This window comes from Streptomyces sp. NPDC059169 (assembly GCF_042755225.1).
GTDB lineage: Bacteria > Actinomycetota > Actinomycetes > Streptomycetales > Streptomycetaceae > Streptomyces.
In genome coordinates this window covers 194,540-208,092 of record NZ_JBHZCF010000013.1, presented here as the reverse complement: position 1 = coordinate 208,092, position 13,553 = coordinate 194,540, and the positions used below count along the sequence as shown (strand labels likewise).

General features: G+C 72.9%; 11 protein-coding genes. 7 read left to right on the top strand and 4 right to left on the bottom strand.

Going from position 1 to position 13,553, the window contains the following annotated elements; genetic code table 11:
- The first annotated feature begins 171 nt into the window (after positions 1-171).
- The 5 genes from ACFXOM_RS24085 (at position 172) to ACFXOM_RS24065 (ending at position 5,918) form a co-directional block, all read left to right on the top strand.
- On the top strand, positions 172-1,251 hold the full coding sequence (locus ACFXOM_RS24085) for an NADH:flavin oxidoreductase/NADH oxidase (RefSeq protein WP_384934857.1): 1,080 nt from the start codon (positions 172-174) through the stop codon (positions 1,249-1,251).
- Positions 1,252-1,394: 143 nt separating this feature from the next.
- Positions 1,395-2,480, top strand: coding sequence for a WD40/YVTN/BNR-like repeat-containing protein (locus ACFXOM_RS24080; RefSeq protein WP_384945244.1), 1,086 nt, complete (start codon positions 1,395-1,397; stop codon positions 2,478-2,480).
- A 650-nt stretch (positions 2,481-3,130) separates the two neighbouring features.
- Positions 3,131-3,808, top strand: coding sequence for a uracil-DNA glycosylase (locus ACFXOM_RS24075; RefSeq protein WP_384934851.1), 678 nt, complete (start codon positions 3,131-3,133; stop codon positions 3,806-3,808).
- Complete coding sequence (locus ACFXOM_RS24070; RefSeq protein ID WP_384945241.1) at positions 3,805-4,875, top strand: N-acetylglucosamine kinase; 1,071 nt, start codon at positions 3,805-3,807, stop codon at positions 4,873-4,875. The genes ACFXOM_RS24075 and ACFXOM_RS24070 overlap by 4 nt, the downstream gene beginning before the upstream one ends.
- Before the next feature lie 122 nt (positions 4,876-4,997).
- A complete protein-coding gene (locus ACFXOM_RS24065) occupies positions 4,998-5,918 on the top strand; it encodes a sirohydrochlorin chelatase (protein WP_384934845.1) in 921 nt (306 codons plus the stop codon).
- Positions 5,919-6,219: 301 nt separating this feature from the next.
- On the opposite strand, the gene ACFXOM_RS24060 is transcribed toward ACFXOM_RS24065, so the two are convergent.
- Both ACFXOM_RS24060 and ACFXOM_RS24055 read right to left on the bottom strand, forming a co-directional pair.
- Positions 6,220-7,380 (bottom strand): nitric oxide synthase oxygenase, encoded by a 1,161-nt coding sequence (locus ACFXOM_RS24060; protein WP_384934842.1) that lies wholly within the window; start codon positions 7,378-7,380, stop codon positions 6,220-6,222.
- Between the two features lie 355 nt (positions 7,381-7,735).
- Entirely contained in the window at positions 7,736-9,244 is a 1,509-nt protein-coding gene (locus tag ACFXOM_RS24055; RefSeq protein ID WP_384934988.1) for an FUSC family protein, read from the bottom strand.
- Between the two features lie 236 nt (positions 9,245-9,480).
- Here ACFXOM_RS24055 and ACFXOM_RS24050 point away from each other — a divergent pair, with 236 nt between their 5' ends.
- Positions 9,481-9,963 carry an Lrp/AsnC family transcriptional regulator gene (locus ACFXOM_RS24050; RefSeq protein ID WP_384934839.1) on the top strand — a complete coding sequence of 161 codons (483 nt, stop codon included), beginning with the start codon at positions 9,481-9,483 and terminating at the stop codon, positions 9,961-9,963.
- Between the two features lie 255 nt (positions 9,964-10,218).
- On the opposite strand, the gene ACFXOM_RS24045 is transcribed toward ACFXOM_RS24050, so the two are convergent.
- Complete coding sequence (locus tag ACFXOM_RS24045; protein ID WP_385039195.1) at positions 10,219-10,776, bottom strand: TetR/AcrR family transcriptional regulator; 558 nt, start codon at positions 10,774-10,776, stop codon at positions 10,219-10,221.
- Between the two features lie 89 nt (positions 10,777-10,865).
- Between ACFXOM_RS24045 and ACFXOM_RS24040 the strand changes: the two genes are divergently transcribed.
- Positions 10,866-12,023, top strand: a complete 1,158-nt coding sequence (locus ACFXOM_RS24040; protein WP_385039192.1) for an FAD-dependent monooxygenase — start codon at positions 10,866-10,868, stop codon at positions 12,021-12,023.
- Positions 12,024-12,353: 330 nt separating this feature from the next.
- Here ACFXOM_RS24040 and ACFXOM_RS24035 read toward each other — a convergent pair.
- Positions 12,354-13,553: tetratricopeptide repeat protein (locus tag ACFXOM_RS24035; RefSeq protein ID WP_385039190.1), on the bottom strand; the 1,200-nt coding region annotated here is incomplete at its 5' end.

The window sequence follows — 13,553 nt, the reverse complement described above, 5'->3', positions numbered from 1 at the left end:
TCCGGACGCCACCGCACGACACACACGAGAGCCCCCGCCCGACACGACCCCTGCAACGCGACTCCCTCACGGCCTTGTACGAGCTTCATCGTAGTTTGACAATGTGCGTACTACGAGAGCTATCGTACGAGCGCAGCACCTCGTTCGGTCCCGCCGTGATTGGAGTCCGCCGTGAGCACCCTGTTCGAGCCGTACACCCTGCGCTCGCTGACCGTGCCCAACCGCATCTGGATGGCGCCCATGTGCCAGTACAGCGCGGAAGCCTTCGGTCCGAACGTCGGCGTCGCCCACGACTGGCACTTCGCGCACTACGCGGCGCGCGCGGCCGGGGGCACCGGCCTGATCCTGGTCGAGGCCACCGCTGTCGCGCCGGAAGGCCGGATCACCCCGAACGACCTCGGCATCTGGAACGACACCCAGGTGGCGGCGCTCCGTCGGATCACCCGCTTCCTTAAGGAACAGGGGACCATCCCGGGCATCCAGATCGCGCACGCCGGCCGCAAGGCCTCGACCGGTCAGCCGTGGAAGGACGGCGGCCCGGTGGGGCCCGAAGCGCACGGCTGGCAGCCACTCGCCCCGAGCCCGGTACCGTTCGACGACGGCTACCCGGTGCCTGACGAACTGACGGTCGAGCAGATCCGGCAGATCGTCGACCAGTTCGCGGACGCGGCGCGACGCGCCTCGGACGCGGGCTTCGAAGTCGTCGAAGTGCACGGCGCGCACGGGTACCTGATCGGCGAGTTCCTCTCGCCGCACTCCAACCACCGCGTCGACGCCTACGGCGGCTCCTTCGAGAACCGGACGCGGTTCGCGCTGGAGGTCGTCGATGCCGTCCGCGCGGTCTGGCCGCGGGAACTCCCGGTCCTCTTCAGGGTCTCGGCCACCGACTGGCTCGACACCGACGGCTGGACCGGCACCGACACGGTGCGCCTCGCCCGACTGCTCCAGGAGCACGGGGTCGACCTGCTCGACGTCTCCACCGGGGGCAACGCTCCGAAGGTGCGCATCCCCGTCGGCCCGGGGTACCAGGTGCCGTTCGCCGCCCGCGTCAAGGCGGAGACGGACCTGCCGGTCGCCGCCGTCGGACTGGTCACGGAGGCGGAACAGGCCGAGAAGATCGTGTCGAACGGGGAGGCCGACGCCGTGCTCCTCGGCCGCGAGCTGCTGCGCAACCCCTCCTGGGCACGCCATGCAGCCCGCGAGCTCGGCGGCGAGGTGCGCGTACCGGACCAGTACCACCGCTCCGTGTGACCTCCTGCCCCGGTGGGGGTGGACGGGGTCGGCCGTGCGACTCCCCGCCGCGACCTGCGGCGGGGCGACTCCGGGAGCCGTTGTCAGTGAGCGGGTGCAGACTGGCCCCTGTCCGCGACAACGGCGTCCTGGAGGTGTCGGCAATGACCGGCGTACTACTGGCGGTGGGCACCCGCAAGGGGCTCTTCATCGGCCGCAGGCGCGAGGGCCGGTGGGAGTTCGAAGGCCCTCACTTCAACGCGCAGGCCGTGTATTCGGTTGCCCTCGACACCCGGCGCGACGTGCCGCGGCTGCTCGTCGGCGGCGACAGCGCGCACTGGGGCCCTTCGGTCTTCCACTCGGACGACCTGGGAGCCACGTGGACCGAGCCGCAGAAGGCCGCGGTGACGTTCCCCCGGGACACCGGTGCGTCGTTGGAGCGGGTCTGGCAGCTGCATCCCGCAGGACCAGCCGCACCGGACGTGGTGTACGCCGGGACGGAGCCCGCCGCTCTGTTCCGCTCCGAGGACGGCGGCATGACGTTCGAGCTGGTCCGACCGCTGTGGGAGCACCCCACCCGGTCCCGGTGGATGCCGGGCGGCGGCGGTGAGGCCGTGCACACCGTGCTCACCGATCCGCGCGACGCGGACGCCGTCACGGTCGCCGTGTCCGCGGCGGGCGTGTTCCGCAGCCACGACGGCGGTTCCAGCTGGAACCCTTCCAACCAGGGCGTGTCGGCGGTGTTCCTGCCCGATCCGAACCCCGAGTTCGGCCAGTGCGTCCACAAGGTCGCGCGGGACGCGGGCGACCTGGACCGGCTGTACCTGCAGAACCACTGGGGTGTGTACCGCAGCGACGACGCCGGGGCGACGTGGAACGACATCGGAGGGGGCCTGCCGTCCGACTTCGGCTTCGCGGTCGCCTCCCACCCGCACCGGGCGGACGTGGCCTACGTCTTCCCGATCAACGCCGACGCGGACCGGGTCCCGGCCGGGCACCGCTGCCGCGTCTACCGCACGCAGGACGCCGGCCGGAGCTGGGAACCCCTGTCCGCCGGCCTTCCCGAGGGCGACCACTACGGCACCGTGCTGCGCGACGCGATGTGCACCGACGACGCCGACCCGGCAGGCGTGTACTTCGGCAACCGCAACGGCGAGGTGTACGCGAGCTCGGACGACGGGGACAGCTGGCAACTGCTCGCCTCGCACCTCCCCGACGTGCTGTGCGTCAGGGCGGCGACCGTGGGCTGAGGACCGGGGCGGTGCGTCCGGGGCGCACGGCGGCGCGCGGCACGCGTGCGTGCCCCGCGGACACCTCGCCTACCGCGCGCGGTCGTCCGCCGGGACCCTCGCCCGCGGTGGCGTACCTCCGCCGCCGCGTGACCCCGGTCCCGGCGCCCCGGCACCACGCCCACCGCTGGCCCACTCTCAACACGCCCCCGGCGAACGGCGAATGCGCCACGCGCTCCCAGCGCACCACGCACCTCTCACGAGAGGGGTCTCGTTCCACCGCGAGACCGGCTTCGGCGCGTCTGCCGACGATCCGCCCCACGGCCGTGGCCACCGAAGCCGACGGGCCCCGGAACCGCTGCCCCCGCGGCAGTCGCGGACGGCGACGCGCGGATGGACGCGTCGAATCGGCGCTCGCGCGGCCCCCGCGGCCGGTGAAGGTCGGCGAGAAGCGGCCGCCAGCCGGTAGAGTACGGTTCCTTCGGGCCGTCGCCTCCGCCTTCAACCGCTGGATCGAGTCCGGACTGATGGGACGAGCTCATGGAGCGGCTGGCGGACCAGCCGGCCACCGAGCTGCCCTTCCCCGTCCTCATTCCACCGCTCCAGGTGGGAGGCCGCCTTGACCTGCGACCGCTGGTTCGCACACAAGCAACACCTGGGGATGACACATCGTGGCAGCACGACCGTTGAAAGACATCGTCGAGGCGGGGTGGGCGGACGCCCTCGGGCCCGTGGCCGAACGGATCGCCGCGATGGGCGACTTCCTCCGCGCGGAGATCGCCGCGGGACGGACGTACCTGCCGGCAGGAGCGCACGTGCTGCGCGCCTTCCAACAGCCGTTCGACGAAGTTCGGGTCCTGATCGTCGGCCAGGACCCGTACCCGACCCCCGGGCACGCCGTGGGGCTGAGCTTCTCCGTGGCTCCGGACGTTCGCCCCCTGCCGCCGAGCCTCGAGAACATCTTCCGCGAGATGCACACCGACCTCGCCCTGCCGAGGCCGTCCAACGGGGACCTCACGCCCTGGGCGCAGCAAGGGGTGCTGCTGCTCAACCGGGCGCTGACCACCGCTCCCCGCAAGACTGCCGCGCACCGCGGCAAGGGCTGGGAGGAAGTCACCGAACAGGCGATCCGGGCGCTCGTGGCGCGGGGCAAGCCGCTCGTGTCGGTGCTGTGGGGACGTGACGCGCGCAATCTGCGACCGCTGCTCGGCGACCTCCCGGCGATCGAGTCCGCGCATCCGTCGCCGATGTCCGCGGACCGCGGGTTCTTCGGCTCCCGTCCGTTCAGCAGGGTGAACGACATGCTGGTCCGCCAGGGAGCCCAGCCGGTGGACTGGCGGCTTCCGTGACGTCCGTCGCCCGGCCTGCCGGCTGGGTGCTCGGTGTCGACTCCGGTGGTTCCGGGCTGCGCGCCGCGCTCGCACCGGCCGGTGCGCCGGCGCAGGCGATCACGACCGCGTCCCGTGCGCCGGTGCGCACCGGTGCACGCGGTATCGACGCCGCCCACTTCCTGGAGCAGTTGGTGCCCATGGTCCGGGCGCTGCTCGACCGGGCACGGACCACCGGTTTCCCAGCTCCCGGGGAGGCCCCCCAACAGGCTCCGCCCGGCGTCGTACCCGGTGCGGCGGCCGATCGGGGCGGGAGCGCGGAACTGGCCGCCGCCACGATCGGGGCGGCCGGGATGGCGACGCTCGGGGAGGGGCTGCGCGCCGAGCTGCCCCGTGAGCTGGGTGCGGCGTTCGGGGTGCGGCGCACGGCGCTCGCCTCCGATGCCGTGACCGCGTACGCCGGGGCGCTCGGACAGCGTCCCGGAGTGGTGGTCGCGGCCGGAACGGGGATGGTGGCGCTCGGCACGGACCTGGTGTCGTGGCGCCGCGCCGACGGCTGGGGTCACCTCCTCGGCGACTGCGGTGGTGGTGCGTGGATCGGCCGTGCCGGCCTTGAGGCGGCCCTGCGCGCCCACGACGGCCGCACGGCCGGCTCGCCCGCGCTGCTGGCCCGCCTGGAAGCGCTCTTCGGCCCGGCTGACGGGCTCCCCGAACGTGTCTACCCGCGGACCGACCGGGCCGCGGTACTCGCCTCGTTCGCCCCCGAAGTGGCGAGCTGCGCCACGGACGATCCCGTGGCGCGGCGCATCCTCGTCGAAGCCGCCGAGCACATCGCTTCGGCGGCCGCGGCGGTCGCTCCCCCGACGAGTGTGGGAAGCTGCGAAGTCGCCCTGACCGGGGGCCTGTTCCTCATGGGCGACGCGCTCCTCGGGCCGCTGCGGGAAGCCCTGGCACGGCGAGTGCCACAGGCCCGACAGGTGCCGGCGGCCGGGGATCCGTTGTCCGGAGCGGTGGCCCTCGCCGCGGCGCTCGCCGCACACGCACTGGTCCTGCCGCCGGACCCTCGGATGCTCCAGGTGACGACCTGACACCGGGGGAAGAACCGGCACGGGGCCACCACGACCACACCCATCGGAAATAACGGACAGACCGCACGCGACCGACCCCTCCCCGAACAGCCGGGACGGCAAAACCAGTAGCATGCGGCGCCATGAGCTCCCCCACTGGGCCCGCACCCGGGCTGCCCGTACGAATGCCGCGACCCCGCCAATCCGGGCGGCACCGCCGCCCGGAGCCCGTGGCGGCTCCCGAGGGCGCGCCCGCGCTCGTTCTCGCCGTGCCGGGCACTCCTTCCTCCGCGATACGCAGCCTCGCTGAGGAAGTCATCAGCATCGCCCGCTCCGAACTGCCCGGCCTCGACGCCGCCATCGGATACGTCGACGGCGACGATGCCGAGTACCCCACGCTGGGGAGCGTGCTCGCCCAGGCCGCCGCGCTGCGTACCGAGCGCTACGAGTTGGCGAAGGCGGCCGGCCGTGAGGCCACCGAACCCGACGGGCCGGCGTCCGTCGTCGTTCCGCTGCTCGCCGGTCCGGACAGCTCGCTGATCCGCCGCATCCGCCAAGCCGTCGTGGAGAGCCGTGCGACGGCGGAGCTGACCGATGTGCTCGGTCCGCACCCACTGCTCGCCGAGGCCCTGCACGTACGGCTCTCCGAGGCCGGTCTGGCCCGCGCCGACCGCGCGCGGCTGTTCACGGTCGCGACGGCTGCGGACGGCATCGTCCTGGCCACGGTCGGCGGCGACGAAGCCGTCCAGGCCGCCGGGATCACCGGCATGCTGCTGGCCGCACGGCTCGCCGTGCCGGTGATGGCCGCCGCCCTGGACCAGGACGGCGCGATCGCCGCCACCGCCGAGGAGCTGCGCGCCGCCGGCTCCGGTCAGCTCGCGGTGGCTCCGTACCTGGTCGGCCCGGAGCTCCCGGAGGGGCTCCTGGAGGCTGCCGCCGCAGAGGCGGGCTGCGCGGCGGCCGAGCCCCTGGGCGCGTACCCGGCGATCGGGAGGCTGGTTCTCTCCCAGTACGCGGCCGCTCTGGGCATCACGCCTCGGCCGCAGGGCGCGTCGACCCTCTGACCCGGACGCCGCATCCGGAACCCGCAGAGGGCCCGCGCCGTGGGGCGCGGGCCCTCGCGCGTGCGAAGGCTGCGATGGTGGAGTCGGCACTCACCGGGGCGCAGGTGCCCCCGTCGCCGGACGGGAGTACCGCCTCGTGGAACGCCGGACGTCCCGGTTCGGTCGTGCTCGAACGTCGCGGTGGCCGACGGCACCCGTCGAGGTCGGCGCAGCGGCCCCGGAGGGCGCCGGACGGTGCCCGACCGGGGACGCCTGACGACGGACGCGCGGCCCGCCACACCGCCCGGAAACCGCCGGGCACCTACAGCTCCACCCCACGGGCTCGGGCCACGGCCGCCGCGTGGTGCACGAACAGGGGCCGCAACTGCGTCGTGTCGTACGTCCGGTGGAACACGGGCGTGGCCGCTCCGGAGATCGGTGGCACGATCCAGGACCAATCGGCGCCCACCCGGCGCCCCCTGGACTCCTCCTGATCGAGGTGGGTGAGGAACCTCCGGGCCTCCGTGTGGTGGTCGGCGAGCGTCACCCCGGCCCGGTCGAAGGAGTGCAGTACGGCCCGGTTGAGCTCGACGAGCGCACGGTCCTTCCACAGTGTGCGGTCCGTTGAGGTGTCCAGGCCGAGCCGCTCGGCCACGACGGGCAGGAGGTCGTACCGGTCGGTGTCGGCGAGGTTGCGGGCGCCGATCTCGGTGCCCATGTACCAGCCGTTGAACGGTGCCGCGGGATAGCAGACCCCACCGATCTCCAGGCACATGTTGGCGATCGCGGGGACGGCGTGCCAGCGCAGTCCGAGCGCGGCGCACCAGTCGCCGTCCGGGTGGGACAACGGGACGTGGAGGACGGCGTCCTCGGGCAGCGAGAACCAGCGCGGTTTGTCGTCACGGCCCTGGACCACCAGGGGGAGGACGTCGAAGGCGGTGCCCGGACCGCCTGGCCAGCCCAGGTCCAGTGCCAGGTCGGTGATGCCCGCGCTGCGCGGGTCGCCGGTACACGCGCCGCCTGCGCCGCTGTAGCCCGCGTACCGCACGAGCTGTTCGTTCCAGATGCGCGGGCCCGGGCGGCCCGGGGCATCAGGCGCGAAGACGGTGATGGTCGGCCTGATGCGACCTCCGTTGGTCGCCTCCCGCAGATGCGCGGCGGCCTCGGCTGCGATCGTGTCGGCGTCGTCGACGTGTCGGCGGTCCCGCACCCGCAGCGAGCGCCAGTAGAGCCTGCCTATGCAGCGGTTGCTGTTGCGCCAGGCGACGCGGGCGCCGTGGGCGAGTTCGGCGGCGGTGTGACGGTAGCTTCCGGTCTCGTCGATCTCGGCGTGGACTGCGGCGATCCTGGCCTCCGGATCGCCCGCTCCGGGCTGCTCCCGGTGGAACAACCGCAGGAATTCCTCGGCCTCGCCGTGCAGTTCGGATGCTCCGCGGGACGCGCCGTCGGATAAGGCACGTCCCTGCGGCAGAGAGTGTCCCACGGGGCACTGGACCGGCGGGACCGGCAAGACCGGCGGAGCCGACGTGGCGCCCGCGCTGTCTGGGGCGCCTGGGGCATCCCGGGGCGCGTGCTCCCCGTGCGACGGCCGGTTGCTGCGTGCGACGGCTCGGCGAAGGAACTTCCGCATGGTGGGCACCTCCGGGGCCTGGACTGGACGACGGATGCCGACCGGACTACCCCATATGGGGACTGATCCACCGTGTAAGCGCTAAATGCAAGCGTCTTGTTCACTTTCGCCGCCTGCACGATCACTGACGGTCCGACCTGAAGGGATTCGTACACGATGTAACAGGCGGAGGTCCAGTGAGCGTCCCGGCTCCGCCCGGACCATCGGCTCAGGCCGCCGCGACGAGCGGCGCTCGCGGCGAGGTGCTCAGCGGTGCGGCGAGATCCGCCAGAGCCTTCTCCAGCCCGTGCAGGTGGATGAGCGCCGCCTCAGCGCCGGGGTGGTGCGCCGGTACGGAGGCACCCGCCCCGTCGGGGGAACGCACCGGCCCGGCGGCCGGGTCCTCCAGGGCGTGCACGGCGGCCTCCACGCGCCAACAGGCCGCAGCCAGCCGGGCGTCGTGCGAGGCGTACGGGTCGGCGGCCACGGCGGCAAGCCCGCGCACCTCGCGCGCGCAGTCGTCGAGCAGTGCCAGCACGTGCCTCGCGCGGGCCTTGCGGGCACGCAGCGGGCTCAGTGGGTGGACGAGCGGCGCGAGGGACGTCCGCACCCGGGCGAGCAGCACCTCGAGTTCGGCGGCGTGCGGAGCCGGATCGGCGTCCTCGTCACCGGACAGCCTGACCATGGCGACCGTCGTGCACTCGTGCACGCTGCGCACAGCCCGCCGGATCCACGCGTTCGTCGCGGCGTGCGTGGTCACGGGCAGGACGAGCGCGACACCGAGTGCGGCTCCCAGGGCGCCGACGGCGGTCTCCTGGAAGCGGAGCAGCAACAGCCCCGGGTGGAGGACCCCGAGCAGCCCGTACAGCAGACCCGCCATGACGGTGACGAAGAACATCATCCAGCTGTACGACAGCGGCGCGGTGTAGAAGATGCCGAAGACGCAGGCGGCGACGAGCGCGGCGGTCGGCCCCGGGGCGCCGTCGAGGGGCAGGGCGACGAGCAGTCCCGCCGCGATCCCGGCGACGGTCCCGACGACCCGCCGGAAGCCGCGGACGAGGGTCTCTCCGCGCGAGGCGGTGTTCACGAATATCCACCACGCGGTGCCGACGGCCCAGTACCAGCGCTCCTGGGACAGCACTTGCCCGACGGCGAGTGCGACGCCGCAGGCGAGCGTCGTCTGGAAGGCCTGCCTGGTGGTGAGGCGGTCCAGTCCCCTGCCGGGCAGCGGGGCGGGTACCGCGGGCGGCGGCGTACGGCGCTCCATGCACCACAGTCCGAAGCGGACCGTCCCGCAGGCCGCCAGTGCGAGCGCGATCGCAGCGTACAGCTCGGGCAGTTGGCGGGGCACCGCACGGAGGAACTGCGTGGCGAAGAACATCATGAACGCGAAGATCCCGAGGGCGTGTCCGCGCGCCCCCCAGCGCCGTGCGTACACCCCGAGGAAGACGACCACGAGCCAGGTCCCGGCCCGTAGCAGCGGCGCCGCGTGCAGGGCCGTCGCGACGGCGAGGACGGGGAAGCCGACGGCCGGCAGCAGCGCGGTGGTGACGGCTTGGCGGCGCACGGTCGCGTCGGCCACGGTGAACAGGGCGAGCAGCGCGGCGAGGCCGCCCGTGACGGCGGCGACGAGGGAGAGCCCGGCCAACTCGGCGGCGGCGACCGCGAGCCCGGTGCCGAGCACCGCGCGCGCGGACACGCGCAGGCGCACGCGCCCGGGGTCCGGAGCCACGAACATCCTCTTCACGCACTTCTTCACGACGGTCGTCCCGCCTCCTCGCTGTTCACGCCCCTGTAGACATGGCAAAGGCGCCGCGGGTCCGGATCGGCTCCCTTGCCGTCCGGCGCTGCGCAGCGCCTCGTCTCGCCACAGGAAAGCATCCGGGGGGACGGTGGCTCAACTCGGCCATCGGTGAGTGGTCCATTGGTACAGTGATCAGGGGAATTCCTCGGCCGGAGGGAGGCCAATGGACCATGGCAGTCGACGAACTCGACACCCGGATCCTGCGACTCCTCATCGAGCAGCCACACACCAGCGTCCGGGAGTACGCCCGCATCCTCGGCATCGCCCGAGGCACGCTGCAGGCCCGGATCGCCCGTCTCGAACGGGACGGCGTGATCACCGGCACGGGTCCGGTACTGTCGCCCACCGCTCTCGGCCATCCGGTCCTGGCATTCGTGCACATCGAGGTCACCCAGGGTCGTCTCGACGAGGTGGGCGACAATCTGGCGGCGGTGCCGGAGATCGTGGAGGCGTTCTCGATCACCGGGGGTGGTGACCTCCTGACCCGTGTGGTGGCCCGTGACAACGGGCATCTCGAGGACGTGATCCAGCGGCTGATCAACCTGCCGGGCGTGGTCCGCACCCGTACGGAAATGGTGTTGCGCGAGCGCGTGCCGCACCGGCTGCTCCCCCTGGTGGAGGCGGTCGGCAGGGCTGCACGCAGCGGGCACTGACGGGGGGTGGGGCTACCGCGCCGCCCGCGTGCCGGTGGCGGTGGCGTCGGGCTCCTCGCGTCCGGCCGTCGAGAGTGCCCGACGACACCGGCCCGGACGCCTTCGTCGGCACGCCGGCGTCCATGGAGGAGGCCGCGCACGGCACACCGCGTGCCGACGTCGCGGCACCGACGAACACCGCGACCGCGGCCGGTCCGCCTCGGAGCGCAGACCGGTTCCCACGCTGTCGTAGGTCGTTCCCCGCCTCGCGGCGGCTCATCGCAGCGCTGCCGCCACGAGCCCGCGGATCTCTGCTTCGGACACTCTCCCGCCCTTCACCAGGCGGTCGAAGACCAACCCGTCCACGCACGTCAGCAGGGTGACGGTACGCGCCTCGGCGTCCGGAACGCCCTGCGCGGCCAGGAAGTCGTGTACGACCTGACGCCCCGCGTTCTCGCGCGGCACGAGGATCTCCCGCAGCTCGGGGTGATGGACGCTCTCGATGGCGCACGCGTACCTCGCGAGGGAGCGTCGTCGCCCCTCTCCGGTGAGTCGCCCCTCGATGAAGGCGGCGATGCCGGTCACCAGTTCCTCGGCACCCTGCGGTACGGACGTACGGCTCCCGACCTCCTGGAGTTCCGATTGGTCGAGGGCGATCAGACGCCGGACCAGTGCGGTGAGCAGCGCCTTTCGGGTGCGGTAGTAGGCGGAGGTGGTGCCGGACGGCAGATCGGCCGCCCGGTCCACAGCGCGGTGGGTCAGTCCTCGCATCCCGGTCTGGGCGAGCACTGCGATGGCCGTGTCGGCAAGGACGGTACGTCGATCGTCGGGCACCCCTCATTTCTACACCTGTAGAGAGCCGGTATACGCTCTTTCTACATCTGTAGAAAGAGTGCGGCTGGGCGGCAGGAGAGGGGCTGGGCATGGGCGGCAGCGCGGTGGTGGTCGGGGGAGGCATCGGCGGACTGGCCGCCGCGATCGGCCTGCGTCGGATCGGCTGGGAGGTCACCGTCGTGGAACGCGCTCGTGTCCTGGCCGACGTGGGCGCGGGCATTTCCCTGCACGCCAACGGCGTGCGAGCCCTGGATGTCCTGGGCGTCGGCGAAGCGGTGCGCGCGGCCGCCCGCCCCCAGTACACCGGCGGCACCCGCACTCCCGACGGCGGATGGCTGGCGCGGATGGACGGAGCCGCACTGGAGCGCGAACTGGGCACGCCGATCGTCGGCGTCCCCCGAGCCGTGCTGCATCGCCTGCTGCGCGAGTCGCTGCCCCCCGAATGCCTGGTCGTCGGAACCGAGGTGACGTCCGTCGACTGCACGGACCCCGGACGGCCGCGCGTGCCTCTCGCGGACGGCGTCCTGGGCGCGGACCTCGTCGTGGCGGCCGACGGAGTGCACAGCCGACTCCGCAGTCAGTTGATCCCCGACCACCCCGGCCCCGTCTACAGCGGATCGACGGTCCTGCGTGCCATCACCGAGCATCCGGTGCCGCTGCGCACCGACTTCGAACTGACCTGGGGCAAGGGCGCCGAGTTCGGCCACATCGCCTTCGCCGACGGCAGGGCCGAATGGCACGCGGTGCTCAACTCGCCGCCAGGGAACCGGCACGCGGACGTCCTCGCCGCGCTGCGCCGACGATTCGGCGGCTGGCACGATCCGATCCCCGCGCTGCTGGACGCGACCCGGCCGGGCACCGTCCTGCACCACGACATCCACGAACTGGTGACGCCCTTGCCCACTTTCACCACGGGCAAGATCGCGCTGCTCGGTGACGCGGCACACGCCATGACCCCGAACCTCGGCCAGGGCGCCTGCCAAGCACTGGAAGACGCGGCCATCCTCGCCGCCGCGCTCGCTGCGGAGCCCACGGTCGAATCAGCACTGACCCGCTACGACACCGAACGCCGCCCACGCAGCCAGTCCGTGGCCAGGGCCGCGCGCCAGGCCGGCCGGATGGGTCAGAAACTCACCCACCCGCTGGCCGTGGCCCTGCGCAATACGGGACTCCGACTGACTCCCTCCGCCGTGACCGTCCGGGCCGTCCTGCGGCACGCGGACTGGGCGCCGCCGAGTCTGGGCTGACGGCACAGAAGTCGTTGCCGGACACAGGACGCCCGGGGGACGAACGGCCTGCCACCGACACCGTGCAGCCGTCGGACCGGCTCGACACCTGAACCATCGGTCGGCGGTCGACCCGGGCGGCACCGGCCGCAGCAGCCGCGACCCACGCCGACGGGACGCCGTGCACCGCCGTGCCGTACGTCCCCGAGTCCGCCATCGACGAGGCGCTCCGCACGGCGGGACCCGAACGGGACCCCCGTGCCAAGCGGGTTGTGCCGCCCGGCACCACACGGGGGAGGCGGTCTGGCGAAAATGGGGTCGGCGGGAGCGGGGACGGCACCTGCGCCCGAACTACGCGCCCTCCGTGGCGGCGAGGGCGGCGAGTTCGTACCAGTAGCGCGCTTCGACCGGATCGCCCTCGGCATCCGCGACGTCGCCCAGCAGCGTCAGGACGCGCGCGGGCAAGGGGTGCGTGGCGGTGAGCTGCGGTCGGCGGCTCCCGGACCCGGTTCCGCTTCCCCCGTCCGTCCCGGGCACCGTACCGTGCTCGGTCGCGCCTTCGTCGGTGCGTCCGCCGGCGGCTTCCAGGGAGGCGAGCACCTCCCCGGCCCGCTCCCGGTGGCCCGCCCGGACGAGCAACTCCGCGTAGTCGTAGCACGCTTCGGCTTCGGTCTCCTGGTCTCCGCAGGCGATCGCCTGCTCGAACCAGGCGAAGGCGTCCTCCGTTCGTCCCACCGTCGCCAGAACCTGACCCAGCATCAGCACGGCCCGGGGCCGGTGCTGGACGTCCCCCGACCGCGCCAACGGAAGCAGCGTCTCCTCCGCTTCGTCGAGCAGTCCGAGCCGGAACAGCGTGCTGCCGAGGTAACGCCGCGCCATGGGCTCGATCGCCGGGTCCCCGGCTCCGAGTGCATCCGTCAGGAGCCGGCGCGCTTCTTCGAGGTCATTCATCGACCGCCGTACGACACCGAGCAGGGCGGCTGCGCGGGGGGCCGTCTCCGCGACGCCCGTGGCCAGCGATGCTTGCAGCAGCTCCCCCGCCGCATGCGCCTCGCCCGCCTCCAGGAGGTACTCGCCGCGGCCGAGGTAGGCCACGGCGACCGCCTCGTTGTCGGCCGACTCCTCGGCGCCGACGAGCAGTTCCTCCGCAGCTTCCCTGTCTCCCTTGCGCAGCCGGAGCACGCCGAGGTAGGCCCGAGCCACCGCAGTGACGTCCGACTGCTCGTCGGCGATGACGTTCCGGAGCAGTTCGTCGGCGCCTTCCTCGTCCCCGTCCTCGACAAGGCACTTGGCCAGGTGGAAGCGTGCCAGCTGGGAGCCGGGTGCGCTGTCTGCCTCTCCTGCCGCCCGCAGCCTGGCCAGGCCCTCGGTTCGCTGCCCACTGTGCACGAGGACCAGGCCGAGCAGTGCGCCCGCCCAGGTGGAGGCGGCGGGATTCCCGGCGTCCGCGACGATCCGCAAATGGCTGGCGGCGCGCTCGAAGTCGCCCTCTCCGGCGAGCATCACGGCGAGGTCGATCCGGGCCACCATCGACCACTCCTCGTGTCCGGA

Excerpts from the sequence above, each read along its gene's own strand:
- ACFXOM_RS24055 (WP_384934988.1), bottom strand. The coding sequence starts at position 9,244 with ATGTTCGTGGCTCCGGACCCCGGGCGCGTGCGCCTGCGCGTGTCCGCG.
- ACFXOM_RS24065 (WP_384934845.1), top strand. The coding sequence starts at position 4,998 with ATGAGCTCCCCCACTGGGCCCGCACCCGGGCTGCCCGTACGAATGCCG.
- ACFXOM_RS24040 (WP_385039192.1), top strand. The coding sequence starts at position 10,866 with ATGGGCGGCAGCGCGGTGGTGGTCGGGGGAGGCATCGGCGGACTGGCC.
- ACFXOM_RS24080 (WP_384945244.1), top strand. The coding sequence starts at position 1,395 with ATGACCGGCGTACTACTGGCGGTGGGCACCCGCAAGGGGCTCTTCATC.
- ACFXOM_RS24050 (WP_384934839.1), top strand. The coding sequence starts at position 9,481 with ATGGCAGTCGACGAACTCGACACCCGGATCCTGCGACTCCTCATCGAG.